Raw genomic sequence first — 24,856 nt, forward strand, 5'->3', positions numbered from 1 at the left:
CGGGGGGGGGCCGCTGGCTTCTTCTAGTCCTTGGACTGGCCCAAGCCAGGAACTGCTAATGCATGTGGCTGCCACCGTTGATGTCAATGGTGGTGCCGGTCAGGTAGGAAGCACCTTCTGAGGCTAGGAAGCCAATGACCGATGCGACTTCCCCGGTGGCTGCGGTGCGCCCAATGGGGATGCCCGCGGCAATGGCCGCCTCCTGCTCGTCGGTGCTGCCAACACGGATGTTGGTATCCACAGCGCCCGGCGCAATCGCATTGACGGTGACGCCGCTGGCCGAGATTTCGCGGGCCAGCGCCTTGGTGAACCCGAGGATTGCCGCTTTCGCCGAGGAATAGGGGACTTTGCCGAAGACTCCGCCGCCCCGCTGGGCAGAAACAGAGGACATGTTGATCACACGTCCCCATCCGCTCTCGATCATTTCCGGCAGGAATGCCTTAGTCACCAGGTACGTGCCCGTGGCGTTGACGTTCATGATCTTGTTCCAGATCTCCAAAGTCGTATCCAGGAAATCCACCGGGGAGGTAATCCCCGCGATGTTCACGACGGCACCGGTAGGAGGCAATTCCCCCGCGGCGACGCGGGCTGCCACCGCCGCCTGGGCCGCGGCGACCGAGGATTCGTCGGCAACGTCGATCTGGTGGCCGAATGCCGGCACGCCAAATTCCTCTGCAATCTCCGTGGCTACGCGCTCGGATGCGGAGTGGTCCAGATCCAGAATTGCTATGCCCCAGCCTTCCCGGGCCAGGTGCCGGGCGGTTTCGATGCCGATCCCCTGTGTCGAGGTGGCACCGGTTAGTACTGCAGTGCGCTGGGTTTGATTCATCGGATTCCTGCTTTCAATACGGCCCGCCCGAACAACGATGAGGCGAACTTGGTGGTTGCGGTGCTCAGCCTTGGACAAACGCACCAGAAGTTTGTGGTGCACACCACGATAGTTTTGTTTACTGTTGACAGTCAACTGTTAAATTTTCTCTTGACAGAACTTGTGCCGTCGCTCACACTTCTATTAGTGTTGACTGTCAACAATGAAAATTGCCCGCATCCCACAACTCACGAAGGGAGCCACTCATGAGCAGCGAAGCTCTAGAAATGCGTGGCCCGATCCACGGCACCAAGGACGCCAAGCGCGTCGCGATAGGCTCCAGCGTTGGAGCCACCATTGAAACCTACGATTTCATCGGCTTCGGCACCGCGGCCGCCCTGTATTTCGGACATGCATTCTTCCCCGGCGCTGACCCGCTCACGGGAACGCTTGCATCCTTCGCCACCTTGGGCGTAGGTTTCGCTGCCCGTCCCTTGGGCGGGATCATCGGCGGCCATCTCGGTGACAAGATCGGGCGCAAGCCGGTGCTTGTCACTTCGCTGATCGTCATGGGTCTTGCCACATTCTTCATCGGCGTGCTGCCCACCTACGAGCAGGTCGGCGTGCTGGCTCCAGCGCTTCTGGTCTTCGTGCGCATCGTCCAGGGCCTGGCCTTCGGCGCCGAATGGGGCGGGGCAATCCTGATGACCTACGAACACGCGCCATGGAAGCACAAGGGCAGGTTCACCGGGATTGTCCAGTCCGGATTCCCGGTAGGGCTGCTGCTGGCCAATCTGGTGTTCCTGGTCAGCGTGCAGTTGCCTGGCGACTGGGGATGGCGTGTTCCGTTCCTGGCCAGCCTGCTGCTGGTGATCGTGGGACTGGTCATCCGTTCGAAGGTCCCGGAGTCCCCGGTCTTCGATGACGTGAAGAAATCAGGGCAGATCGTCAAGTCGCCGATCAAGGATGTCATTCGCACCGACTGGCGCAATATCCTGCGCGGCATCGGGCTTCGCATTGCCGAGACCGCGGGCTACGCGGTCTCCATCACCTACATGATCTCCTACCTGCACACCACTGGCTTGGCCGCGAACTGGCAGACGCTGACCGCCTTGAGCATCGCCTCGGCCATCGGCATCTACGCGACCTACCGCTGGGGCCGGCTCACCGACCGCGTTGGACGTCGCACCGTCTACCTCTTCGCTTGCGCCTTTGCCGCGCTCTTCGGCATTCCGATGTTCCTCATGGTCAACACCGGCTCGTTCCTGATGATCATCGCCACGATCGTGATCTCCTATGCCATCTGCCAGAACTCCATGGCAGGTGCCCAGGGGGCCTGGTTCCCGGAGCTCTTCCAGGCCAAGACCCGCTCCTCCGGCGCCTCACTGGCTTACCAGATTTCGGCCATGGTTTCCGGTTTCACCCCGTTCATCACCACCTTGCTTTTCATGCAGTTCGGCTGGATGGGCCCGGCCGCGCTCTTCATCGGCTACGCGCTAATCGGCTTGTGGGCGGCTCTGGTAACCAAGGAAACCTGGGGCCCTCGCGAACGCCACCTTGCTGACCAAGCCATCGCCGAGAATCCGCAGAAAAGCTGCGTCTGACTCGGTTAGCCAACCCGAACCCCGACCCGTTGAATTCCTGAAAGGACTTCCCATGGCAATTGCAGCCACCGACAACCAAACGCTGACTTTGGGCCAGCGCACCGAAAGGGTCCGCGACGCCGCGTACCGCATCCGCCACCACTCGCTGAATATGGGCGAGGTGCAGGGCCAAGGCTATGTAGGGCAGGCATTGGGCGCCGCGGACATGTTCGCCGCCGTCTACGCGGACCAGCTGGACTTCCGTCCGGCAGAACCGGACTGGGAAGACCGCGACCGCTTCCTGCTTTCCACCGGCCACTACGCCATCGGCTTCTATGCCGCATTGGCCGAAGCGGGCATCATCCCGGTGGAAGAGCTGGAAACCTACGGGTCGGACGATTCGAGGCTTCCGATGTCCGGAATGTCCACCTACACCCCGGGCATGGAAATCTCCGGCGGCTCGCTGGGCCACGGCCTGTCCATCGCTGTGGGCATGACCCTGGGGCTGCGCCACCAGAACAGGACGCAGCGGGTGATCAATTTCCTCTCAGATGGCGAACTGGATGAAGGCTCCACGTGGGAAGCGGCCATGGGTGCCGCCCACCACCAGCTGGGCCAGCTGACGGCCATGGTGGACATCAATGCCCTGCAGGCCGATGGCGCGACCGCCGGGGTCCTGCGCACCGAACCGGTCGCCGAAAAGTGGGAGGCCTTCGGCTGGTATGCCCAGCGGATCAACGGCAATGACCCGCGAGCGCTGCTGCAGGCCTTCGACAACATCGCGGCCCAAGCGGCCCTCGCCTCGCGCCCCTCGGTCATCCTGTGCGACACCAAGGTAGGCCGCGGCGTTCCGCTGCTGGAAAACCGCGAGAAAGCCCACTTCATGCGCATTGAAGACAACGAATGGCAGATCTGCCGCGACCAACTCACCGAAGGCTTCGAAGGGAGCAACTCCTAAATGTCTGCCACCGCCAAACCACGCTTGAAAACCTCGGCCATGATTGCCTCCTTCGCGGAGCCGGGCCAGAAGACCGCACCAGCTCCTTTCGGCCATGCCCTGGCCAAGGCGGCCGACCAGGATCCGCGCATCGTGGGCCTGACTGCCGATCTGGGCAAGTACACGGATATGCACATCTTCGCCCAGCAGCATCCCGAGCGCTTCTTCCAGATGGGCATGGCCGAGCAGCTGCTGTTCGGGGCCGCCGCGGGATTTGCCGAAACGGGCATGATTCCCTTTGCTTCCACCTATTCGGTGTTCGCGGCCCGGCGGGCCTATGACTTCCTGTGCCTGGATATCGCCGAGCCGAACCTCAATGTGAATATCGTGGGCGGCCTGCCCGGGCTGACCACCGGCTATGGCCCGAGCCACCAGGCCACCGAGGACATTGCCATCTTCCGCGGGATGCCGAACCTGACCATCGTGGATCCCTGCGATTCGGTGGACATCGAGCAATCGGTGCCGCAGCTAGCGGCTTCTGAAGGGCCAACCTACCTGCGCCTGCTGCGCGGCAAGGTGCCTACCGTCCTGGATGAATACGACTACAGCTTCGAATTGGGCAAGGCAAAAGTACTACGCGGTGGACGTGACGTCGTCTTCGTCTCCAGCGGCCTGATGACCATGCGCGCACTGGATGCCGCGAAGGAACTGTCCAAGCACAACGTGGACGTTTCCGTGGTCCACTCCCCCACCATCAAGCCCTTCGACTCGGAAACAGTTCTGAAGGAGGTGGCCGGGGACCGTCTGGTAGTCACGCTGGAAAACCACTCGGTCATCGGCGGGTTGTTCGAAACTCTGGCTTCCACCATGATCCGCGGCGGTGTTTCCTCTAAGGTCGTTCCCATCGGCCTGCCCGATGAGTTCTTGGATGCGGGCGCGTTGCCAACACTCCATGACCGCTATGGGTTGTCGATCAGCGCGATTGTGTCCAAGGTCCTCTCCGAACTCGGCTAGCTCGCCGGGTAATCCACCAGAACGATCGCCTTTGGCGGGTGCGTTGCTCTCGACGCACCCGCCAAAGGCGCTAAAATCAACAGTTAACAATCAACAGTTGATCTCCAAGATTGAGGGGCGCTTTATGGCTATGGCCGATTCTTCCTTGGTGGGGCTTCGGAAAAAGAGCCTGCGCGAGCAGGCTCTGATCGCCCTGCGCCGCGCCATCACGACCGGTGAACTGGAGCAAGGCACCCATCTGGTGGAAACAGAGCTGTCTGCCTCCATGCAGATCAGCCGCGGCACCTTGCGCGAAGCCTTGCGCCAGCTGGAGCAGGAAGGCCTGGTCTCCGCAGGCGAACGCGGCCGGTTGTCAGTTCGCCACCTGGACAACAAGGAAATCCAGGACATCTTCGCGGTGCGTGCCTCGCTGGAAACCCTGGCGGCAACGACGTTGCTGCAGCGCGAAGACCTTTCAGACGCTCTCGCGCAACTGCGCTCCGCGGTCAGCACCATGGAGCAACTCGAGGGCCATGAAATCGAGGAGCGGATCGAAGCGGATCTCGAGTTCCACCGCACTCTGTGCCGGCTGTCCGAGAATGACACCTTGCTGCATGCCTGGGAGCAGCTTGAGGGCTCCATCCGCATGTCCATCATGTTCGGCGGCTACGAACGCGGGGTGCGCAATATGGATGTCGCACGGCATTTCAAGCTGGTGGACACCATCGAAGCTGGCGACAGGGCCGCGGTCAGCGCGGAAATCTCCGAGCATATGCGCATTGCCGCCGAAACCCTGATGGGCTCATAGGAATCTTCTGCGGTCTGCCCATCTCGCTCCTCGAGGTGTTTGTGCTACGCCTCGATGCGGCGGGGCCCAACCGGACTTGTACCGGTTACGGTAATACGGTCCGGAAAGCCGGACGTTCATCGAACAAAGCGTTCAGTCGCCCCTGACAATGGTGCCGGACGGGATCGTTGATCCGCTCCTTTTTCCACGTGCTGCTCCTCGACTGGTTACGTCGCCACCACGAACCACCAAGCGGATAGTGATAGCAACACGGATCCTTACTATCATTTTCTAAGAAAGTGATAGTAAGGGGAATTCATACCATCGCTTTGGAGGGACCCATAGCCGGCTCCCTTTACGCCTGGCCTGCGTTCAGCTCCCCTATTTTGAGGTACCAAGAGCACTTCTGACTGCCGAAAATCCTCATACTCTTTTCCGGTGCTGAAGTTCGGCGATCGAGATGACCTGGACTTTGCGCAAATGAAAAAGCTCATCAAGAGCGATTTGACGCAAAAGCTTTCGCTATTGAAACCTCCCTGTTGCCCAGTGACCTAAGCCTACGCGCACGTTCATTCACATTAATCAATGTGAACAAACGTATACTTTCGTAAAAGTGTACGTATATTCACCTTCTTGATTGTGCACGTACGTTCACTTATAATAATGTGTATATACGTGCACAACAGGAGGTTTCATGAATCGCGACGTTTCGACCCAAAAGGAACTCGGAGCATTCGTGCATGATGCCCGGATGAAACTCGGCCTCACTCAAGAAGCCCTAGCCGACCGCGCAGGCGTTTCGCGCAAATGGCTTATAGGCCTGGAGCAGGGTGTACGCACGAGAGCTGAACTCGGCAAGGTGTTAGATACCTTTGAAGCACTCGGGATATCAATAAATCTTTCTTTCAATGCTGAACCCGAAATCGAGTCATCAGATGAAGACCGCTACCATTCGATAGCTCGTATCTCTCCGGCCGCGTCGGAAGCAATTAGAAAAGCCTCGAGTTTGGATCAGTCCTCTTTCCCAAGATTGGCACCCTCGAACATAGGTCAATCGGCCTTCCGAAAACTAGCCGCATCGGGGCTCGGCGAATCCTCATTCCAAAAGTTCGCCAAAGAACTGCGCAACCAAACAGGCATCCGAAACCTAGCCGCCTCCGATCTCGGTCAATCGGCGTTGCAACAGTCACTTAGAAAAGGGTTGCCTAGTTCAGATGCTTCGACTTTCGATCGCAACTCAAGCACCGCGAACGACGTAGAAAGCGAGCAGGATCAAGCACTTCTTGATAATGACGAATGCAATGAACCGGACAATAAAGATGAGAACAACGAACAGGGCCCGCGATGAAAGAACTCGTGACCTTTTTATACGGGCAGCCTGTCGGAATCCTTCAACAAGATCATTCCGGTAACAGAAAATTTCAATTCGTCCCACAAGATTCTAGACAAGCCAGATTATCCCTGGCAATGCCCTATCGAGAGACCCCTTACCAGCGCTCTATTACTGATCCGTTCATCGAGGGGCTAATTCCGGAAGGCGAAGCTGTCCGCCAGTCGTTCGCTGATGACTTTGGCATTTCGGCAAAGAATCCCTTCGCCTTACTTGAGCATATTGGGTTTGAATGTGCAGGAGCAGTGCAGTTCGTACGGCCGGATGAAATTGACGAGTTAACGCGTTCCGCAGGTGAACTCGTGGCTTGCAACGACAATGAAATCGGTCAACGCATCAGGGTTTTATCTTCGTCTCCGAAAGGATCGTGGACTGTCGGTCGTGAAAGGTGGTCACTAGCTGGAGCTCAAAGCAAATTCGCTTTGAGATGGCAGGACGGATGGCATGAAGCCACTGGCAGCGAACCGACAACCCACATTTTCAAGCCCGGCATCCAAGATTTTCGAGATCAAGCACTCAATGAGCACCTATGCCTGAAGACTTTGGGACGCATGGGATTACAAGTTGCCGAAACCAACTTCACGCAGTTTGACGGGCAATCGACAATCGTGGTGAAACGGTACGATCGGCTTATTGAGGGAAACAACGTCTATCGGGTCCATCAAGAAGACTTCTGCCAGGCCACTTCGACCTTACCTACAAACAAGTACGAGTCGAACCGAGGACCCAGCGCACTCAAGATCATTAAGACCCTTCGAGAAGCTCGTGCTCCTGAAACTGAAGTTCAAAAATTCATTGAAGGCCTAATAGGAAATTACCTTTTGGGAGCTCCCGACGCACACGGCAAGAACTACTCGATACTCCATCTCCCTGATGGCCGTGTGCAGCTTGCGCCATTTTATGACATCGCATCTGGCTTGCCCTACGAACACGTTAGTAACGACGGTTTTCCGAAGAAAAACGATGGATTGCGGAAGGCCGCCATGTCCATCGGGGGCGAGCGACAGTTCGGGAGAGTCTCATCAAAGCATTGGTCAAGATTTGCTCGTGAAGCAAAAATAGATGAAGAGTGGTTGCGGATGACAGTGAGTGCGATGACGTACGCTCTGCCTATCGCCATGGCAGAAGTTTTCGAAAACGAATCCGAGGCCATAGGCAACAGCGAACTACCGAGCAAGCTTTATCCAAAGGTCGAACATCTCTGTGCGACAACTCAAACTCTTCTAGAGCATGACGTGTAGCTCGCTGGATCTGGAGAAGCCACCGCTTCCGTTTACGAACGGAAGCGGTGGCTTCATCTAAACTAAGTCAGAAGTTTTAGAGGCTAGTTCTCCCAGAAGGGGTAGTCGATGTAGCCCTTGGGACCTTCAGTGTAGAAGGTCGCGAAATCTGGTTCGTTCAGCGGCAGCTGTTCCTTCCAGCGGCGCACCAGATCCGGGTTGGCAATCGCAGGGCGGCCCACAACAACCGCTTCGCCCCAACCTTCGGCAGCCACGCGAGCGGCTTCCTCATAAGTGGTGATCTCCGCGAAGCCGGTGTTCAGCAGCACCGGTCCGCCAAAGGCCTTGCGCAGCGACTGGACCAGCTCGCCGGCTGGGTCATGGTGCAGGATGCTCAGGTTGGCCAGCCCCAGTGGCGCGATGCCCTGGACCAGCGCGGTGTAGGTAGCCAGCACATCCGCACGATCATTTTCTACCGCGCCCTGGACATTGTGTTCCGGCGAAATGCGCAGGCCGGTCTTGCCAGCGCCAATTGCTTCAGCGACAGCGGTAACTACCTCGATGACGAAGCGGGCCCGGTTCTCCGGGGAGCCACCGTAGTTGTCGGTGCGGGTGTTGGCCGAAGGCGCCAGGAACTCGTGCAGCAGGTAGCCGTTGGCCCCGTGAAGCTCCACGCCGTCGAATCCGGCGGCGATGGCGTTGCGCGAAGCGGCAACAAATTCCTCGATGATCCTTGGGAGTTCTTCGGTGTCCAGGGCATGCGGAACCGGGTACGCATGCTTTCCGGTATAGGTGCGTGACTCGCCTTCAACCGCGATGGCGCTTGGTGCCTCGACGTAGTCTGCACCGGTGGTTTCCGGGTGGGTGACCCGTCCGGCGTGCATGACCTGGGCAACGATGAGGCCACCTTCGGCGTGCACCGCGTCGGTAACCTTCTTCCAGCCGGCAATCTGCTCCTCGGTGACCAGGCCCGGCTGGCGGACAAAGCCCTGGCCAGCAAAGCTCGGGTAGGTGCCCTCGCTGACGATCAGGCCCAGGGACGCGCGCTGGCGGTAGTACTCGACGACATCTGCGTTGGGCACGCCGTCCTTGCCAGAGCGAGAGCGGGTGAGCGGTGCCATGACCAGGCGGTTGGACAGCTTGAGGTCGCCGAGGGCGAGAGGGGAAAACAGATCCATGGGGCGGGACTCCTGAATTGGAAATTGTAGTTGCACAGCGTAACTACCTCCGCAAGCAACTTATTCCGTTTCGGCTAAAAACATGAGCTGGCTAACGGCTCCAAGGCATTGGAATCGCCTGAGGCTCATTGCTTGGATTCGCGGGCTCGCCAGGAGCAATAAACCAGCGGATGCGGCACAGCTCCGCACCGCATCCGCTTGATCCGACGGGCTATACGGCGGTGTAGCCGCCGTCGACCAGGTGGTAGCTGCCGGTCACGAAGGACGCGGCATCGCTGGCCAGGAAGGCCACTAGCGCCGCCACTTCTTCCGGCTTGCCCAAGCGGGCAATCGGGTGCTTGTCGACCAGCGCGTCATAGGCTTTCTTGGGCATCTGCTGCAGCAGCGGGGTGTCGATGAAGCCCGGGGCCACGCTGTTCACGCGTACCCCTGAGGTGGCATACTCCACGGCGGCCGTCTTGCTCAGGCCCACCACGGCATGCTTCGTGGAAACGTAGGCGGAGCTGCCGGCGAAGCCCACCGAGCCGAGGATCGAGGCCATGTTCACGATGGACCCTCCCCCGTTCTCGCTCATGGCGTTGGCCTGGGCGCGGGTTCCGCGGAAGACGGCGTTGAGGTTCACGGAGATGACCTTGTCCCAGTCCTCGTCGGTCAGCTCGCCCACCTTGGCGGCGCGGCCGCCGATGCCTGCGTTGTTGACGCCGATCTTCAATGGAGCCATGGCGTTGGCGGCCTTGATGGTTTCGTCGATGACAGCCGAAGTGCTGGCATCTCCTGCAACAGCTACAGCTTCTCCGCCTGCGGCCTTGATGGTTTCCACGGTAGCGTCAGCGGCCTCGGCATTGAGGTCCTGGACCACCACTTTGGTTCCGTTGGCGGCTAAGAGGATGGCGATAGCCTGGCCGATGCCCGAACCGGCGCCGGTGACTACTGCCGAACGATCTGCTACATCATACTGAGCCATGATGGACCCACTTTCCGTTTCAAGATGGTCACGGGATTTCCGTTGGCCTCATACCTTGGACGCTACTCCGATCCATCTCGAAAGTCGATGACGTGTCAATCAAAGGTCTATGAGCTCAGTCACTGCTCCGCAGAGCCAACCAGGCGACGCAGGTTGCTGCACGCCAGCATTTCCCGGACCTATTCCCCGGTCATCGAAACGATGCGTCGGCGGACCATCTTGGCGCCTTCAAGCAGGCCCTCGATCTTCTGCACTTCCAGCTTTTCGGTGTCCACGCGGTGGCGCGGCGCCATGTAGGCGAGCATTCCGATGAGATCGTTGCCAGCGCCGCGGATCGGGACGGCCACGGAAATGATTCCCACTTCCAATTCATCAATGGTGCTTGCCCAGCCGCGTTCGCGAATCTGATCCAGCTCGGCATCCAAGGCTTTCCATGTGGTGATCGTCTGGCCCGTCAGCTTTTCCAGTTTGCTGCCGGTAGCAATGCGGATCGATTCCTTATCCAATTCGGAGAGGAGCAGCTTTCCAGTAGCCGAGGCGTGCAATGGCCAGCGCTGGCCCTGCAGCTCGGTCATCGACATGCCAATGGCGCGGGGAGACGCTTGCTGCACGAGATCCAGGTCGTACTTCCCGTGGCGCACGCTCAGCGTTACCGTTTCGTTGAGCATCTCGGCGATCTCCACCACCACGTCGCTGACTCGGGATAGCAGTCCAGGGGTGGGATCAACGTCCTGGGCAATGCGGGCCAGATCCCACCCAAGGGTGTAGTGCGTGTCCTGGCGGTCGACGAACCCTTCTTCTTCCAGGGTCAGCAAGAGGCGGAAGACCGTGGCCCGGGCCAAGCCGATCCGCTTGGCGATCTCCGTGACCGTCAAGGGTTCCCCCCTGGCGGCAAGGGCGCGCAGCACCGCGATTGCCCGTGAAACCGACCGGTTTGCCGCCATGCCGCCAGAGGATTTTCCACTTGTTTCTCCCATGGAGGGGAACCAGCCTTTCGAATAGTCTTCTATTCAGCCTAGCCGGTTGACCGCAGGGTGAACACTCTGCCCATAAATCGAGCCAAGGCCCGATTACCCTTCGAGTGCGGCGCGCACCTCACGGGATACCCGCAACCCGCTCTCGATAGCACCGTCGAAGAAGCCGGCCCAAAGGTTGGCCAGGTCGCTGCCGGCCAGGTGCACTGCCCCTTCGGCACGCTGCAGCTCGGCTTGGCCCGTGGTGTAGGCCTGCGGCCGGTGGATGAGCCAGGTTTCCTTGGCGTAGGGATCCGCGTTCCAGTCGTGGGCCGCGATTTCCAGGACTTCCAGGTCATCGCGCCAGGCACGCAGCGCTTCCTGCACGTCCTCGATACTGGTGATGTCCAAGCGTGAGGCGTCGGCGCCGAAGGAGACCAGTACTGCATCCTCTTCGCCCACGAATTCCGTGCGTACCACCGAGAGCGGGTGCTCCTGCGTGGAGTACGCGAAGAATGGCTTGATCGGACCCTTCACCCGGATCCAGAGCTTGAGCCCCTGTGATGCGGTACCTGCCTGGCTCACCTCGCGCTTGACCGGCGACAGCGCAGGCTGGATATCCAGCTCGTGCAGGATGTTCAGCGGAACGGTGACAATGACCCGGCGAGCGCGCAAGCTCTCGCCGCTTGCCAGTACCACGGTGGCGCCCTGCTCATCGTGGGCAATCGAGGCCACTGGCGCATTCAGGCGGATCTCTCCGGGAACGTCGGATGCAATGGCCTTGACCAGCTGGTCATTGCCATCTTCCAGCCGGTAGACGGCGCTGGCCTCATGCATGACGCGCCATGCTCCGGAGGTGGCCGCGGTCCAGCGGATCGCTGCGCTGAAGCCGACCTGGTCCAGCGGCCCATTGCAATGCCCCACCCAGGCCGCTTCATTGGCCTGCCGCTCGTCATCGCTCAGATCCAGGCGGTCAAGGGCCTGCTGCAAGGTCAACTGGTCAGCCTGCGCGAACTCCACGTCAGTGGAGACCAGGTCGGGGCGCGGCAGGAGCTTCCCGCTCTCGCCTACCAGGGCGTGCATGCCGTGGTCGATCAGGTCCATGAAGCCGGCCAGGTCCCCGCGCTGCACCTTGCCATCGGCATACCAGAAGGTCTCCTCGGACTTCGGGCCGCGGCCCGCGCGCAGGCCGTAGCGGGTGACCTCGGCCCACACATGCGGCTGGGTCCAATGCAGCCAGTTTCCGCCCAGCTCCAGGTGCTTGCCCAGGCGGTCCTCGGTGTAGAGACGGCCGCCCATGCGGTCGCGTGCTTCGAGCACGGTGACCGAGTAGTCGGCTGCGCCCAGTTCGCGGGCGGCGGTCAATCCGGCCAGGCCCGAGCCGATGATGATGACGTCTGAGTCGTAGGTGTTGTCCATGGTGTTCCGATCCCTTGGTGTGTGCCAGTCGTGTACTGGTAGCCACTGTATGGTGCAATGTCTTGTAGATCACTTATGCAGATGTATGATATTCATACTGTTTTCATCACTGTGCACAAAAGGCTGGGGGCAAGATGGCGGAACTGCTCACCATCGCCAAACTCATTTCCGATCCGGCCCTGGACACCAAGGTGATTGCCGGCCAGACAGGGCTTGGCCGCATCGTGCGCTGGGCGCAGACCAGCGAATCCGCCGAGCCGTGGCGCTGGCTGGGCAACGATGAACTGCTGATGGCCTTGGGCCTGAATATCCCCGCCGATGCCCAAGACCAGGCCGATTTCATCCGCCAAGCGGACGCCGCGGGGATTGCGGGACTGATCATCGGCCAGGACGGACTCGCGCCCGAACTCACGACCCAAATGCTGCAGGCGGCCGATGAACTGGCCTTCCCGGTGCTGTCCACCGGCCCGCAAACCCCCTTCGTGGTGATCGCCCGGACAGTGGCCGCCGTGACCACCAACCAGCTGAACCGCTCGGTCCTGCTGCTCTCCCGGATGTACCAGGAAGCCGGATCGCAGAACCGGAAGGGCAAGCGCAGCGGCGACTGGGTGGAGAAGCTGTGCTCGGTGGGCATCGCGGTCCAGGACACGATGACCGGATGCCCGGTGATCGGCAGGCTGCCCAAGAAGGCGCATCGCCGCCATTCGCTGTCCACCATCCGCCCCACCCAATTGCTTGTCCCGGCCGACGCGCAACTGGATGCCCTGCTGCTGTTGCACCTCAAGCAGATCCTGGCGGTCGATGCCAATTCGCTGCTCCAGGATGCCGGCAATGCCGTCGCAGCGGCCGAAACTTCCCTGCGGCTGGGCCTGGCCGGCAAGCTGGGCGAACAGGATATCGATGGCGGTGCATGGATCGCTGGGGAGCCCGGATTCCGGGTCGCCTGCGCCCCGGGAAAGCTGCTCGATGCCGTGGCGATGTCCCTGTCCTTGCACGGGTTGATGCCGCTAGCCACGTCGTGGAAGAACAACTCCATCGCCGTAGTGCGCGAGAAGGATCTTCCGGTGCTACGGGCGATCGCCAGCGAATTGCAGGCCACTTTCGGACTAAGCTCACCGCAGCAGCGCTTCGCGGACCTCGAAGGCGCGGCGCAAGAAGCGCAGGGGGCGATTCCTTCTGAACCCCGGCCCGGAGAACTCGTTGAATTCTCCGGACTGCAGGTGTCACTGCTGGCCCGATCCGCCTCGGAAGCCGAGCGAATCGTCAGCATGGTGCTCGGCCCGCTGGCAGGCTCCAGCAACCAGGTAGCCGTGTACCGGGATTCCCTTTTCGCCTTGCTGGACCGCGACCTGCAATGGCAGCACACCGCGAATTTCTTGGGCATCCACCGGCAGACCTTGGCTTACCGCATCAAGCAAGCCGAATTGCTGACCGGGCGCAGCGTACGCAAAGTAGTGGATATCTCGGACTTCTACCTCGCGCGCAAGGCCTGGCCCGTGGTGCAGGCCTAGCCAGTACGCACCGGCTCCAGCGGATAATTCCCGCAATGCAAACCGCCCGGTGCGCGTTCCCTCCATCGGGAACGCCCACCGGGCGGTTGCTGCGAGGCATATCGAAGCTAGCTGCTTGTTTCCGGAGCACGCGCTGGCACTGGGGCGAGAAGCATGGTGGAGGTATCCAGCAGCTCATTTTCATCCTGTCCCTTGGCCAGGGCCAGCGCTTCTTCGCGCGTGCGCACCACGGGCACCGAACCTAGCAGCGGACGAGATGCCGTCTCGCGCAGCTTGAAGGTGGCAAAAAGCGCGATGACCGAGAAGAACATGATGTAGTAGGCCGGCGCGAAGTGGTTGCCGGTGGTGTTCACCAGGATCTGGCTGACCAGCGGCGTGGTTCCGCCGAATATGGAAATCGACAGGTTGTGCGTGACGCCCATGCCGCCGTACCGCGAAGCGGTGGGGAACAGCTCGGACATGACCGAGCCGGTCAGGGCCAGGAAGAAGGCGCTGGGCAGGGCCACCATGAACAGCGAGAGGTACAGCGACCACATGGTTCCCACATGCATCAGCGCGAAGGCGGGCACCAGCAGAACCAGGTTGCCGATGGTTGCCATCATGTAGATCGGGCGCCGCCCGATCTTGTCGGACCAGATGGCCACCAGCGGGATCAGCGCTGCCTGCAGGACCAGCACAATTACCGCAGCCACTGCGGTGTGGACCGCCGGCGACTCGATTTCCGCTTCGAGGTAGGTGGGCATGTAGCTGGTGAGCATGTAGGAGGAGGTGCCATCCGCGGCGATCAGCGCGCAGCCGATGAGAATCTGTGGCCAGTAGTGGCGGAAGATGTTCGGCAGATTGTGGCGGACGAACATTGGATGGACCTTGCCGACCTCGGCAGCCTCGCGGGCCGCTTCGAAGGTCGGGGATTCCGGGATCTTGCTGCGCAGCGAAATCGCCACGATTCCCAGCGGCAGTGCCACCAGGAACGGGATGCGCCAGCCGCCGGCGAGCATCGCATTCTCGCCCCACGCCGAGGTGGTGATCGCGGAGGTGGCAGCGACAACTGCCGCACCGGCAGCGAAGCCGAGCATCGATCCCGAGTTCAGCAGGGAGGTCATGAATCCGCGGCGGTCATCCGGGGAGAACTCAGCCACGTAGGTTGCGGCGCCGGAGTACTCGCCGCCGGTGGAGAAGCCCTGCAGCATCTTGAGCAGGTACAGCGGGACGATCACCCACAGGCCAACCTTCCCAGCGGTGGGAAGCAAGCCAATCAGCGTGGTGGCTCCGGCCATCAGGGCGATGGTGAAGAACATGACCTTGCGCCGGCCGATCTTGTCCCCGAGCGGGCCCAGGATCATTCCGCCCAGCGGGCGGACAATGAAGGATACGGCGAAACCGAACAGCGTTACCAGCAGGCCCATGCTCTGGTCCATGCCTTCGGTGAAGACCGCGGTCATGGTCACTGCCAGATAGCCGTAGACCCCGATGTCATACCATTCGATGAAATTGCCAATGCCCGCGCCGATCTGTGCGCGGCGCAATTCCTTCTTGTCGACGACAATGCAGTCATCGGCGCGGAGCCTGCGCGATACCTTGGGCAACGCGGGGCGCTGCATTCTCGATGATTCGCTCATCGTATTCTCTTTCCTGCCGGGAATTGGTTTCGAGATCTGATGCTCTCGCTGCGCATGAACTGCTGTGGAATTTTCACTTGCAATAGCGAAACAAGAACTTCATAACGTTCACCAGATGATCATGCTAGTTATCTAGTGAACACGACACTCCGGTGATGCACAACACATTCAGCAAAACATTTCATCGTCGGACCCAGCTCCGGGGCCCGGAAATTCAATGAGTTCAGCTGCACGAACGGAGCTGACAAGGAGACTGAGATGATTTTTGCCGCCCTGGGCGTTGCGCAGAAATGTCCCGGATTAAACCCGCGATGGCGCAGGAGCATTGCCCATATGACCGGGCCCATAGCGGCACGAGGGCACCAAGGCAGCGCCACAAAGCCGCGCGAGACAGCGGGATGATCCCGCGGAGATTCGCGCGGCTTAGTTGGAGAAGGTACCAAGAATTTTGCCGACGGCGCGTCAGTGCCGCGGCGTCCAGCGCCTGGGAGCCAGGGGCCCACTCCAGCGCGCCCGGTCGCTGCAGGAAGCTACTTCCCGCTGTCCATGTAGTGGATGCAACGGCGGGCCAGGCTCTTGCTCACCCCGGCTTTTTGCGCGATGCGCTTGGCATCGCGGATCGGCACCGGGATGCCCTGGCGTTCAATGACGGTCGCCACCCGCTGCACCGCCCAGGACGGCGGCGCAGCCGGGGGCGCCATTGCGATCCCGCTCATGCAAGGACGCTTTCCCGCAGCTGTGCCGCGCGTCGCGTCTCGGCCACATCCCGATGCAGCTGCTCCACCAGGGTTCCAGCATCCGCATATTCAACTTGCGGGCGCTGGAATTCCAGTAGGCGCACCATCAGGTGCTGGCCGTAGAGGTCCCCGGAGAAGTCGAGCAGATGCGCTTCGAGCAGCACCTGCCCGCCGGTGCGGTAGAACGTGGCGCGCCGGCCGATGGACACGCAGGCAGGCACCTGGCGCCCATCGGGCAGCAGCACTTCGGCACCCCACACGCCATCGAGCTGGTCATCTTGCAGCATGGGGATATTCGCGGTGCGGAAGCCGAGTTCTCGCCCGCGGGCGTCTCCGTGCTCGACGATTCCTTCAATGGCATGCATGGGCTATTCCCTCGTGTTGGTACTTCGCGGTTCCGCTCAGCGGCCGCGCGGCTGGCCGTTGACCAGCTGCGGAACGCTATCCGGGTTGGCATCCTGCAGCTGTGCCGGGAGCAGATGCTGCGGGAAGTTCTGGTAGGCCACCGGGCGCACGAACCGCTCGATGGCGGCGGCACCGACCGAGGTGGTCCCCACCGCGGTGGTGGCCGGGTAGGGGCCGCCATGCTGCTGGGCGTAGGTCACCGAAACCCCGGTGGGCCACTGGTTCCACAGCACGCGTCCGGCCTTGTTCGCCAGCACCGCGACCAGCTCTTGGACCTGGTCGCCGTCTTCGCCGTGGATGGTTGCGGTCAGCTGGCCCTCGAAGGTGCGCGCCGCAGCCACCAGCTGCTGCTCGGAGTCGTATTCTACGACCAGTGCGGTCGGTCCGAAGCACTCGGCCTGCAAGGCCCGCGGATCTGCCAGCAGCTCGTCGATGCCGGTGATCAGCAAGGTGGGCGATGGCTGCTCGCCCAGCGGTTCGCCGCCCTGCGAGAGCACCTCGACACCGGGGTGCGCGGACAGCTGGTCCAGCACCTGCCCGTAGCCTTCGTGGATACGTTGGTTCAGCAGCCCGGCCCCGGCCGGGAGCACGGCCGCTGACAGCAACGGGCGCAAGCCCGAGCCGCGCGGGATGAACAGTGTTCCGGGCTTGGTGCACAGCTGGCCGGCGCTGGTGGTGAAGGAGCCGATGAACTCGGTGAGGAGCTGCTCCCCGCGCACGCTGGCAGCCTGCTCGGTGACGAACACCGGGTTATTGCTGCCCAGCTCCCCGTAGAAGGGAATAGGTTCATCGCGGGAAACAGCCAGGTCCATCAGGGCCCGGCCCCCGGGGATGGAACCGGTGAATCCTGCGGCCTTGATCCGCGGATCCAGCAGGACGGCGCGCCCGGCTTCGGTTCCGAAGACGACCTGGAATAGCCCGTCCGGCGCGCCAGCCCCGGCCAAGGCCTCGTTGACCACCTGGGCGGTAAGTCGCGAGAGTTCCAGATGCCCATGGTGCGCCTTGACGATGACCGGGTTGCCCGCCGCCAGCGCCGAGGCGCTGTCGCCGCCGGCCACCGAGAAGGCGAAGGGGAAGTTGCTGGCCGCGAAGACCACGACCGGACCGAGCGGAATGCGGGTGCGCCGCAAATCCGGGCGGGCGGCACCCATGGGCCACTGCGCATCGGCATGGTCGATGCGCGCGTCGAGGTATCCGCCATCGCGCAGCAGGTCCCCGAAGAAGCGCAGCTGGAAGGTGGTTCGCTTCAGTTCCCCGCGAAGGCGCGGCTCGGGCAGGTTGGTCTCGGCCATGGCTACCGGAACCAGCTGGTCCGCGGCGGCATCCAGCGCGTTGCCCACGGCGTCCAGGATATCGGCTCGCTGAGCCGGGCTGGTTGCGGCCCAGGTGCCGAAGCTGTCCTGCGCAGCGGCCAGATAGGCTTCCAGCTGCTCGGTGCTGGTGTTTTCGGTAGTTGGCGCAATGCTCACGGCCATTTTCAAGCTCTTTTCTGCTCTGTGGAGCGGTTCAGGAATGCGTTACGGAACTGGATTCCGGCGTGTAGTCGAAGGAGATTTCTCCCCAGCCTTCGAAGCGGCCGGTGATCGATGTGCCGGGAACCATCTTCTCGGCGGCCAGGCAGCTGCCGGGCAGGATGAATTGGCCGGCCTTCAGGGTGATGCCGTATTCGGCGATGCGCCGGCAGAGCCAGGCGATGGCCGACATAGGATTGCCGTGGATGGCATTGGTGTTCCCGCGGGCCACTTCTTGGCCATCGAATTCAATGCAACCGGGCTGGTTGGCGAGATTGAGCTCGGACAGCTTGCGCGGCTGCCCGCCGAGAATCACTCCGCCCACCGATCCGTTATCGGCCAGGGTATCGAACAGCCCGATCTTCCAGTCCTTGATGCGCGAGTCGATGATTTCCAGTGCGGGCACCACGAAGTCGGTGGCCGCCATGACGTCTGCCGCGGTGACATGCCTGCCACCCAGGTCCTTTTTCAGCACGAAGCCCGGTTCCAGCTCGATGAACGGCTCGATGAATCCGGCGGCGCTGATCGGCAGGTTCTCCGGGTAGAACTGGCTGGCCAGCAGGTAGCCGTAGTCCGGTTCATCCACCCCGAACTTGCTCTGCATGGCCTTGGCGATGTTGCCCAGCTTGAAGCCGGAGATGCTGTCTCCCGCTTCGACATTCAGCCGGATGATCTCCTGCTGCACGCGGAAGGCATCGGCCACCGTGGGGCCTGCGGAATGATCGATCAGGCTTTCCAATGGCTGGCGTGATTCCTTGGCGGAAATCAGGCGCTGGGCAGTCTGGGTAATGTTGATTGGCAAAGGGATCTCCATCCTCACCTCGGGCGGCGCGGGCCGCCGGAATGTCTCGGGCAGACGGGGCGGCGGCTTGCCTGCCGCCCCGTCGCTGCTGCTCGCTACTTCTTGATCCGCTGGTCGCCCAGGTGCCAGATGCTCATGGCCGAAAGCATTTCGCGTGGATCCCAGACCACCGATTCGTCGGTGACCTTGCCATCGCAGTGGCTGATGAAGGTCGCGCCGGTCACGGTCACCGTGCGGCCGGTCGGCGGGACGCCCATGAATTCGCCGGTGTGCACCCCGGTGCTGCGCCAGTGGATTGCTGCCAGGTTGTCGTCCTCGATGGCCCGCAGGATTTCCATGTTGAAGTCGCTGAAGGCCTGGTGGGATTCGGTGATCTGGTTCAACAGGTCATCGATGCGCTCTTCGCCGGTCTTGGAGTAGCGCACGTAGTCTTCGGATACCAAATCCGCAAAAGCCGCGGTATTGCCCTTGCTCCACGCCTCGGTCCAGGCGGAGGTGATGCGTTCCAGGATTGATGCCATGATGCTAGGCCTTTGCAGTTGGGGCCGGTGCCGGCCAAAGGTTGAAATCTCCGAATTTTCCGCCGCGGAAGAGCAGCGCTTCACGCTCTGTGGCTTCCATGGTTTCCACTCCGCCGACAATCATGTAGTGGTCTCCGGCGACGACTTCCGAAAGCACTTCGCAGTCGATCCAGGCCGAGGCCCCGGCGATGCGCGGGGTGCCGTTGGCACCGATCTCGTAGTCGATGCCCTCGAACTTGTCCACGCCCTTGCGGGAGAGCGCCCGGCTGACCGGAAGCTGCTCGGTGGACAGGATGTTCGCGGTGAAGCGGCCCAGAGAGCGCAGGGTCGGCCAGGTGCTCGAGCCCTTGTCGACGCAGAAGGTGACCAGTGGCGGTTCCAGCGACAGGGACATGAAGGTTCCCACGACGAAGCCCATGGGCTTGCCGGCGGCGGTCATGCCGGTGATGGCGGTGACGCCGGTGGGCAGGGCGCCGAAGACCTTGCGGTATTCGGCCGGATCAATCCCCGTGTTCTGCGGGGTCACAATGATGGACATGGGGAACTCCTAGCTGGCTTGTGCGGTGGTCTGCTGGTTCAGTGCTGCGCCTGGGTGGTCCAGGGGCAGCCGGGCGTTGCCTTCTCCGAAGAGCGTCTCGCGCAGGGTGGACCCGGCGAAGGAGGTGCGCATGGCGCCTCGGCGCTGCAGTTCGGGAACGACGAATTCGGCGAAGTCCTTGATGTCCTGGAACTTGATGGCATTGGCCAGGTTGAAGCCGCTGGCCCCGGTCTGCTCCATCCAGGAAATCAGCTCATCCGCGCAGGTTTCCGGTCCGCCCACGATGACTGGCGAGGTGCCGCCGATGCCGATGTACTCGGCGATGTCGCGGGTGGTCCAGTCCTTGGACGGGTCCATCTTCAGGAAGAAGTTCAGCATGGTCTGCCCGGCGTTCGTATCGATCTCCTTCAGCGGGACATCCGGGTCGAAGGCCGACAAGTCCACCCCCGCCCAGCTGCTGTAGCGGGCCATGGCCCCGTCGTAGGAGACCAATTTGAGGTACTCCTCGTATTTGGCCTGCGCCTCTTCATCGGTGGCAGCGCTGATGACGGTGATCATCTGCAAGGTGGCGATGCTCTCCGGGTTGCGCCCGAATTCCAGCGCCTTGGCCTTCAGCCCGTCGACCTGCTTCTTCAGCGCTTCCTTGGTCATCGCATTCAGGAAGACAGCCTCGGCTGTCTTGGCGGCCAGGGCCACGCCGCGCGGGGATCCGCCAGCCTGGAAGATCACCGGGGTGCGCTGCGGCGAAGGTTCGCACAGGTGGATGCCCGGAACGCTGAAGTGCTCGCCTTGGTGCTCGATATTGTGCACGCGACTGGGGTCCACGTAGGTGGAGGTCGCGGCATCGCGCAGCACTGCGTCTTCGTCCCACGAAGTCTCCCAGAGCTTCATGGCCACGGTGATGAATTCCTCGGCGCGGGCGTAGCGGTCGTCATGGGCTTCGGCGGCTTCGAGCCCGGCGATGTTCCGCGCTGCGCTGTTGGTGTAAGAGGTGACTACGTTCCATCCCACCCGGCCATCGGTCAGGTGATCCAGCGTGGAGAACTTGCGGGCCAGCTTGTACGGGGCGTCGTAGGCGGTAGAGGAGGTGACGCCGAAGCTCAGGTGCTTGGTTACCGCGGCCATGGCCGGGATCAAGTACGAAGGATCATTGGCCGGGATCTGCGCGGCGTCCTTCAGGGAATCGTTCACCGAGCCCTTGTAGGTCTCGTGATAGCCGTCGTTGTCGGCAAAGAAAATCCCGTCAAAGCAGGCAGCTTCGAGGAGCTTCGCATACTCGACCCAGTAGCCAAGCGACTTGTATTCACCACCCCGGTCCTTCGGGTGGCGCCAAGTGCCAGCGGAAAGATGCGCCGGGCCGTTGAAGTCGAACGCGAAAACGCGCATCTCCTTTGTCATGTTGAATCCCTTCAATGCGTTCACTAGGTGAACTATATGTTTATTCAGTGATCACAGACTAGGGTGTCGAAGGCCACACCGTCAAGCGGTAAAGGAGTTCTATTTCACATGGGTCGGCAATTGTGACAAGCAAGCGGGCAGGCGGGCTTTGCGGCAACAGCCAGCCGCTTCCGATTCCTCCACGTCACTTCGCGTACGCGTGGGTTGAAGGCATGAAATCTGGTGAGGCCAAGAGAATGTTGGTGCGAGGAGGAACCAGCGGAGCAGCCGGCGCAGTTCTCTCGATGAGCTGACCTACGACTGCGTTTTTACCTTGGTTTGGGGACCAATTCCTTGCACGGCCGGAATGATGACTCAGCTCGCGAGGTGCAATAATGGCTGACCGAATAGACGAGTACCCACAATCCACCGGGGCAGAAGGGTGTGAATTCACCGTACGGCGTGCATGGCGCAGAGACTTGATTACCTTGGAGCGCACCGGGAATAGGCTTGGCCCAGACGCGGGCGCCTATCCCGCAGCAGAAAAATTACTACGACAGCTGGCGCACCCTGTGCGCGGTGGACGACATGAACCGCTCATCGTGGGAGGAGAACAGCACCGCTCCCCCGCGTTCGAGTACCGAATCGATGGCCCCGTGCAGGCAATGAAGCCCAGCCGAATCCAGCGCCTCGGTTGGTTCGTCGAGGAGGAGCAGCTGCGGTTCGCGCACCAGCACGGTGGCCAAGGCAACGAGCCGGCGGGCCGAAGCCGGCAGCTCATAAGGGTGGGTCTGCGCGTAGGATTCCAGGCCCAGCTGAGCAAGCACCAACGGCACGCGGACACGTTGGATGCTCTTCTTGGGAAGGCCGAAGGCGACCTCCCGGGCTACGGTACGTTCGAAGAGCTGGTCCGAAGGGTTCTGCAGGAGCATCCCAGCATCACCTGCCACCCGCACTTTTCCGGCAGCTGGCTTGATTAGCCCTGCGGCGGCTTTGAGCAGTGTCGTCTTGCCCGTTCCGTTAGCGCCGGCCAGCCCCACGCATTCTCCGGCACTGACTTCGAGGTCAAGGCTGGAGAGGACCGGGGCGCTGGCGCCTTTGTATCCGAGTTGCACGCCGGAAAAGCCCACCAAGGGCTTTGCAGATGCAGCGGGGACAGATGGTCTTTTTGACTTGGAAAGCAACGCAGTGGTTGCAGCGCCTGCAGTTGCCCGCTGCAAAGTACCGTCCGCCAAGTTCCACAGTGAATCCGCTTCTGCGTCCCATGCTTCTGCCGTCCGGCTCAGCACCACAAGTGCAGTGCCTTCAGCACGCAACCTGGTGATCATCGAGGTCACGGCCTGAGTTGCCTTGGAATCCAACCCGGCCAACGGTTCATCGAGCACAATGATGGAAGGTTTGGCTGCGGACAACGCGGCCAGTGCGACCAGGCGTTCTTGGCCTCCTGAAAGCTTGGCGGGATCGCGTTCAAGCAGATGTTCCAGGGACAGCCGCGTGGATAGCTCGGCGATGAGCTCTGCCATCTCTTCACGGGGCATTCCTTCGTTCTCCCGCGCGAAGACCAGCTCTTCTGCAACCGTCTGGCGAATCCCCGAGAGGTAGAGCCCGGCATCTTGGGGCAGCAGTCCCACGTGCTTGGCCCAGCCTGCGACGTCGATTCGTGGCGAATGCTCCGGAGAATAATCGATCCGTTGCCCCGCCAGGGTGACCGTTCCCTCGCATTGGTCCGCTCCTGGCCGCGGAAGCATGCCAGCGAGTACTCCGCCCAGCGTGGACTTTCCGGATCCAGAGTCGCCGGCAATGACAGTCAGGGAACCCGGGGAGAATTCCAACTCGATCTCGCGCAAGGCCTCGGCGTGCGCCTCGGAGTAGCGGAAGCTTCCCAGCCTGAGGTGCAGCGCCGCGGTGGTTCCGGCAGGTGCACGGTGTTCCATATCCATCATGAGGCTCCCCCGAGTGGCACCAGAATCGCTACCGGCACCAGCACCGAACACAGCAGGGCAACCCAGCGGACGCCCCTCTGGATCTGCGAGTCTGCGACACGGCGCAGCCTGCTGTGCTCACCGCTGGCGGGGAAACCGCGCGCGGCCAGATGCACCGAACGGTCATGGGCATCTTGCACCGAGGAGAGCACCAGCGGTACTGCTCGCAGCCTCAGGCGCTGCAGCCAGCCGGCCAAGCCCCGGCCGGTTCCTGCTTTCCGCAAGGCCTGGGCTTGGCCAATGGCATGCTGCCTTTCCATCATCTGCGGAAGAAGGAACAGCGTGGATGCCAACAGGTATCCCGCCTGCGGCGGAGCCGGAGACAAGTCGATAGCTGCCACCAGCTGGTGCTTGTCGATCAGCAGACCGCAAAGCAAACCCGCCACCACCAGCACGGCGGTGCGCAAGGCCAGGGCCATGGCGATTTCCATTCCCCCAAGCGTCAGGCTGACTGGCCCCCAGGCCGCGATCACCGCCGAAGAATCCTGTGAAGCCAGTCCATGGATCATCAGCAAGGACAGGAGGGTCGGGAGCATGATGGCACCGCTGAGCGCCGCGAGCTTGCGGGCCTTGCCCGCAACTGCGCCAATGGCCAGGCAAAGCACTATTACCGCGCAGCTCAGCCACCAGCGGCTGGCAGCCGTGGCCACCGAAACGGTGAGCACGGCTAGGCAAAGCACGGTAAAAGGATGCAACTCAGCGATGCGGCGCTTCATAGGTGGCCTACTTGTTTCCGCTCTTGCCCAGCACCTTGTAGCGGCGGATGAATTCGAAAGAACCGCTCAAGCGCTTCGGCAAGGCGAAGACCAGTAACGCCGCGATGAGGAAGACAATTGCCTTGTCTCCCGGGTCAGAGATCAGGGCCTGTTTGGTGACCGCGGAGAGCAGCGAATCCCCCATGGAGCGGAAGGCCGCAACCACTGCGCCGGTACCGACACCCGAGGTGCCGCCGTAGACGAAGGCAGCCACCGGGGAGGAGACTACGCCAACCAGTACACCGGAAACCAGGCCCGCGATTGGGGCAAGGTATGGCCGGCGCAGGGCGCCGTAGCGAGCGGCGGTTCCCGCAAGGAAACCGACCAGTGCGGCTCCGGCAGCGAACGGCAAAACGGTGGGGGCAAACAGCGACCAGATCAGCGTGCTGAGCACACCGGTGGCGGCACCAGCACGGCGGCCGGCCAAGAAGCCCACGAGAACAGTACCGATGGAATCCAGGTAGAGCGGGACCATGACGGACCCGACGAATTGGCCCAGGATGATGTTCAGTGCCAGCGCGACCGGGATCAGTGTCAGGGCGGAGACCGGCAGATCCGGCAGCACGGCGAGCAGCAGCAGGACGGCAGCGATCAGGTAGGCGGCGAAAGTTGCCAAGGCAACTCCCTGGCCCAGGCCCTCGACGATTCCCGCGGGTTGGGTGATGACCAGGAAGAGGTAGGTTCCAACGAGCAGCAGGGTTCCAGCTGCGCCGAGCACCCTGCGGCGCAGGAGCTCGGTCGCTGATGCTTCGGGCAAGAGAAGGTTCGGTGACATGATGAGGCAATCCTGGGGATACGAGTTTGGCTGCGCGCAGGATTGCTCCCGCAACGCGCGAATGGCGGGTCTATGTCACCTCGACCCGGTA

23 protein-coding genes are annotated in these 24,856 nt (G+C 61.7%); 7 read left to right on the top strand and 16 right to left on the bottom strand.

Annotation, left to right across the window (positions count from 1 at the left end):
• Positions 1–55: 55 nt before the first annotated feature.
• Positions 56–829 carry an SDR family NAD(P)-dependent oxidoreductase gene (locus ACNPN0_RS14145; RefSeq protein ID WP_448937974.1) on the bottom strand — a complete coding sequence of 258 codons (774 nt, stop codon included), beginning with the start codon at positions 827–829 and terminating at the stop codon, positions 56–58.
• Positions 830–1,074: 245 nt separating this feature from the next.
• Between ACNPN0_RS14145 and ACNPN0_RS14150 the strand changes: the two genes are divergently transcribed.
• The 6 genes from ACNPN0_RS14150 to ACNPN0_RS14175 all read left to right on the top strand — a co-directional run bounded on the left by ACNPN0_RS14150 (position 1,075) and on the right by ACNPN0_RS14175 (position 7,739).
• The gene (locus ACNPN0_RS14150) at positions 1,075–2,412 is read left to right on the top strand and encodes an MFS transporter (RefSeq protein WP_448937973.1); all 1,338 of its coding nucleotides are present in this window, start codon (positions 1,075–1,077) and stop codon (positions 2,410–2,412) included.
• Positions 2,413–2,464: 52 nt separating this feature from the next.
• Positions 2,465–3,349 carry a transketolase gene (locus tag ACNPN0_RS14155; protein WP_448937972.1) on the top strand — a complete coding sequence of 295 codons (885 nt, stop codon included), beginning with the start codon at positions 2,465–2,467 and terminating at the stop codon, positions 3,347–3,349.
• Positions 3,350–4,342 carry a transketolase family protein gene (locus tag ACNPN0_RS14160; protein WP_448937971.1) on the top strand — a complete coding sequence of 331 codons (993 nt, stop codon included), beginning with the start codon at positions 3,350–3,352 and terminating at the stop codon, positions 4,340–4,342.
• A gap of 124 nt (positions 4,343–4,466) precedes the next feature.
• Entirely contained in the window at positions 4,467–5,129 is a 663-nt protein-coding gene (locus tag ACNPN0_RS14165; RefSeq protein ID WP_105656053.1) for a GntR family transcriptional regulator, read from the top strand.
• Positions 5,130–5,802: 673 nt separating this feature from the next.
• Positions 5,803–6,456: a helix-turn-helix domain-containing protein gene (locus ACNPN0_RS14170; RefSeq protein ID WP_105656052.1), complete on the top strand. Its 654-nt coding sequence runs from the start codon at positions 5,803–5,805 to the stop codon at positions 6,454–6,456.
• Entirely contained in the window at positions 6,453–7,739 is a 1,287-nt protein-coding gene (locus tag ACNPN0_RS14175) for a type II toxin-antitoxin system HipA family toxin (protein WP_332489288.1), read from the top strand. The genes ACNPN0_RS14170 and ACNPN0_RS14175 overlap by 4 nt, the downstream gene beginning before the upstream one ends.
• Positions 7,740–7,822: 83 nt before the next feature.
• Here ACNPN0_RS14175 and ACNPN0_RS14180 read toward each other — a convergent pair whose 3' ends face one another.
• The 4 genes from ACNPN0_RS14180 to ACNPN0_RS14195 all read right to left on the bottom strand — a co-directional run bounded on the left by ACNPN0_RS14180 (position 7,823) and on the right by ACNPN0_RS14195 (position 12,232).
• Positions 7,823–8,896: an alkene reductase gene (locus ACNPN0_RS14180; RefSeq protein ID WP_400341459.1), complete on the bottom strand. Its 1,074-nt coding sequence runs from the start codon at positions 8,894–8,896 to the stop codon at positions 7,823–7,825.
• Positions 8,897–9,107: 211 nt separating this feature from the next.
• Positions 9,108–9,860: an SDR family NAD(P)-dependent oxidoreductase gene (locus tag ACNPN0_RS14185; RefSeq protein ID WP_448937970.1), complete on the bottom strand. Its 753-nt coding sequence runs from the start codon at positions 9,858–9,860 to the stop codon at positions 9,108–9,110.
• Positions 9,861–10,039: 179 nt separating this feature from the next.
• On the bottom strand, positions 10,040–10,837 hold the full coding sequence (locus ACNPN0_RS14190; protein WP_448937969.1) for an IclR family transcriptional regulator: 798 nt from the start codon (positions 10,835–10,837) through the stop codon (positions 10,040–10,042).
• A 93-nt stretch (positions 10,838–10,930) separates the two neighbouring features.
• Positions 10,931–12,232 carry a flavin monoamine oxidase family protein gene (locus tag ACNPN0_RS14195; protein WP_448937968.1) on the bottom strand — a complete coding sequence of 434 codons (1,302 nt, stop codon included), beginning with the start codon at positions 12,230–12,232 and terminating at the stop codon, positions 10,931–10,933.
• A 134-nt stretch (positions 12,233–12,366) separates the two neighbouring features.
• Between ACNPN0_RS14195 and ACNPN0_RS14200 the strand changes: the two genes are divergently transcribed.
• Positions 12,367–13,743: a PucR family transcriptional regulator gene (locus ACNPN0_RS14200; protein WP_448937967.1), complete on the top strand. Its 1,377-nt coding sequence runs from the start codon at positions 12,367–12,369 to the stop codon at positions 13,741–13,743.
• Positions 13,744–13,850: 107 nt separating this feature from the next.
• On the opposite strand, the gene ACNPN0_RS14205 is transcribed toward ACNPN0_RS14200, so the two are convergent.
• From ACNPN0_RS14205 to ACNPN0_RS14255, 11 genes are all read right to left on the bottom strand, one after another.
• Positions 13,851–15,362, bottom strand: coding sequence for an MFS transporter (locus ACNPN0_RS14205; protein ID WP_448937966.1), 1,512 nt, complete (start codon positions 15,360–15,362; stop codon positions 13,851–13,853).
• A gap of 530 nt (positions 15,363–15,892) precedes the next feature.
• Positions 15,893–16,078 carry a hypothetical protein gene (locus tag ACNPN0_RS14210; RefSeq protein ID WP_105659169.1) on the bottom strand — a complete coding sequence of 62 codons (186 nt, stop codon included), beginning with the start codon at positions 16,076–16,078 and terminating at the stop codon, positions 15,893–15,895.
• Positions 16,075–16,464, bottom strand: a complete 390-nt coding sequence (locus ACNPN0_RS14215) for a riboflavin kinase (protein ID WP_448937965.1) — start codon at positions 16,462–16,464, stop codon at positions 16,075–16,077. Before ACNPN0_RS14215 ends, ACNPN0_RS14210 begins: the two co-directional genes overlap by 4 nt.
• 36 nt (positions 16,465–16,500) lie before the next feature.
• Positions 16,501–17,973 carry an aldehyde dehydrogenase (NADP(+)) gene (locus tag ACNPN0_RS14220; protein WP_448937964.1) on the bottom strand — a complete coding sequence of 491 codons (1,473 nt, stop codon included), beginning with the start codon at positions 17,971–17,973 and terminating at the stop codon, positions 16,501–16,503.
• A 37-nt stretch (positions 17,974–18,010) separates the two neighbouring features.
• Positions 18,011–18,817, bottom strand: a complete 807-nt coding sequence (locus ACNPN0_RS14225) for a 2-keto-4-pentenoate hydratase (protein ID WP_448937963.1) — start codon at positions 18,815–18,817, stop codon at positions 18,011–18,013.
• A gap of 95 nt (positions 18,818–18,912) precedes the next feature.
• Positions 18,913–19,338, bottom strand: coding sequence for an ester cyclase (locus ACNPN0_RS14230; RefSeq protein ID WP_448937962.1), 426 nt, complete (start codon positions 19,336–19,338; stop codon positions 18,913–18,915).
• Between the two features lie 4 nt (positions 19,339–19,342).
• Positions 19,343–19,876 (bottom strand): flavin reductase family protein, encoded by a 534-nt coding sequence (locus ACNPN0_RS14235; RefSeq protein WP_208294291.1) that lies wholly within the window; start codon positions 19,874–19,876, stop codon positions 19,343–19,345.
• 9 nt (positions 19,877–19,885) lie between these two features.
• A complete protein-coding gene (locus ACNPN0_RS14240) occupies positions 19,886–21,274 on the bottom strand; it encodes an LLM class flavin-dependent oxidoreductase (RefSeq protein ID WP_448938939.1) in 1,389 nt (462 codons plus the stop codon).
• 530 nt (positions 21,275–21,804) lie between these two features.
• Positions 21,805–23,196 carry an ATP-binding cassette domain-containing protein gene (locus ACNPN0_RS14245; protein ID WP_402741524.1) on the bottom strand — a complete coding sequence of 464 codons (1,392 nt, stop codon included), beginning with the start codon at positions 23,194–23,196 and terminating at the stop codon, positions 21,805–21,807.
• Positions 23,193–23,951, bottom strand: a complete 759-nt coding sequence (locus tag ACNPN0_RS14250; protein ID WP_448937960.1) for an energy-coupling factor transporter transmembrane component T family protein — start codon at positions 23,949–23,951, stop codon at positions 23,193–23,195. Before ACNPN0_RS14250 ends, ACNPN0_RS14245 begins: the two co-directional genes overlap by 4 nt.
• Before the next feature lie 7 nt (positions 23,952–23,958).
• Positions 23,959–24,765: an ECF transporter S component gene (locus ACNPN0_RS14255; RefSeq protein WP_448937959.1), complete on the bottom strand. Its 807-nt coding sequence runs from the start codon at positions 24,763–24,765 to the stop codon at positions 23,959–23,961.
• Positions 24,766–24,856: the final 91 nt, after the last annotated feature.

The sequence above is a fragment of the Glutamicibacter sp. AGC84 genome, from assembly GCF_053543575.1.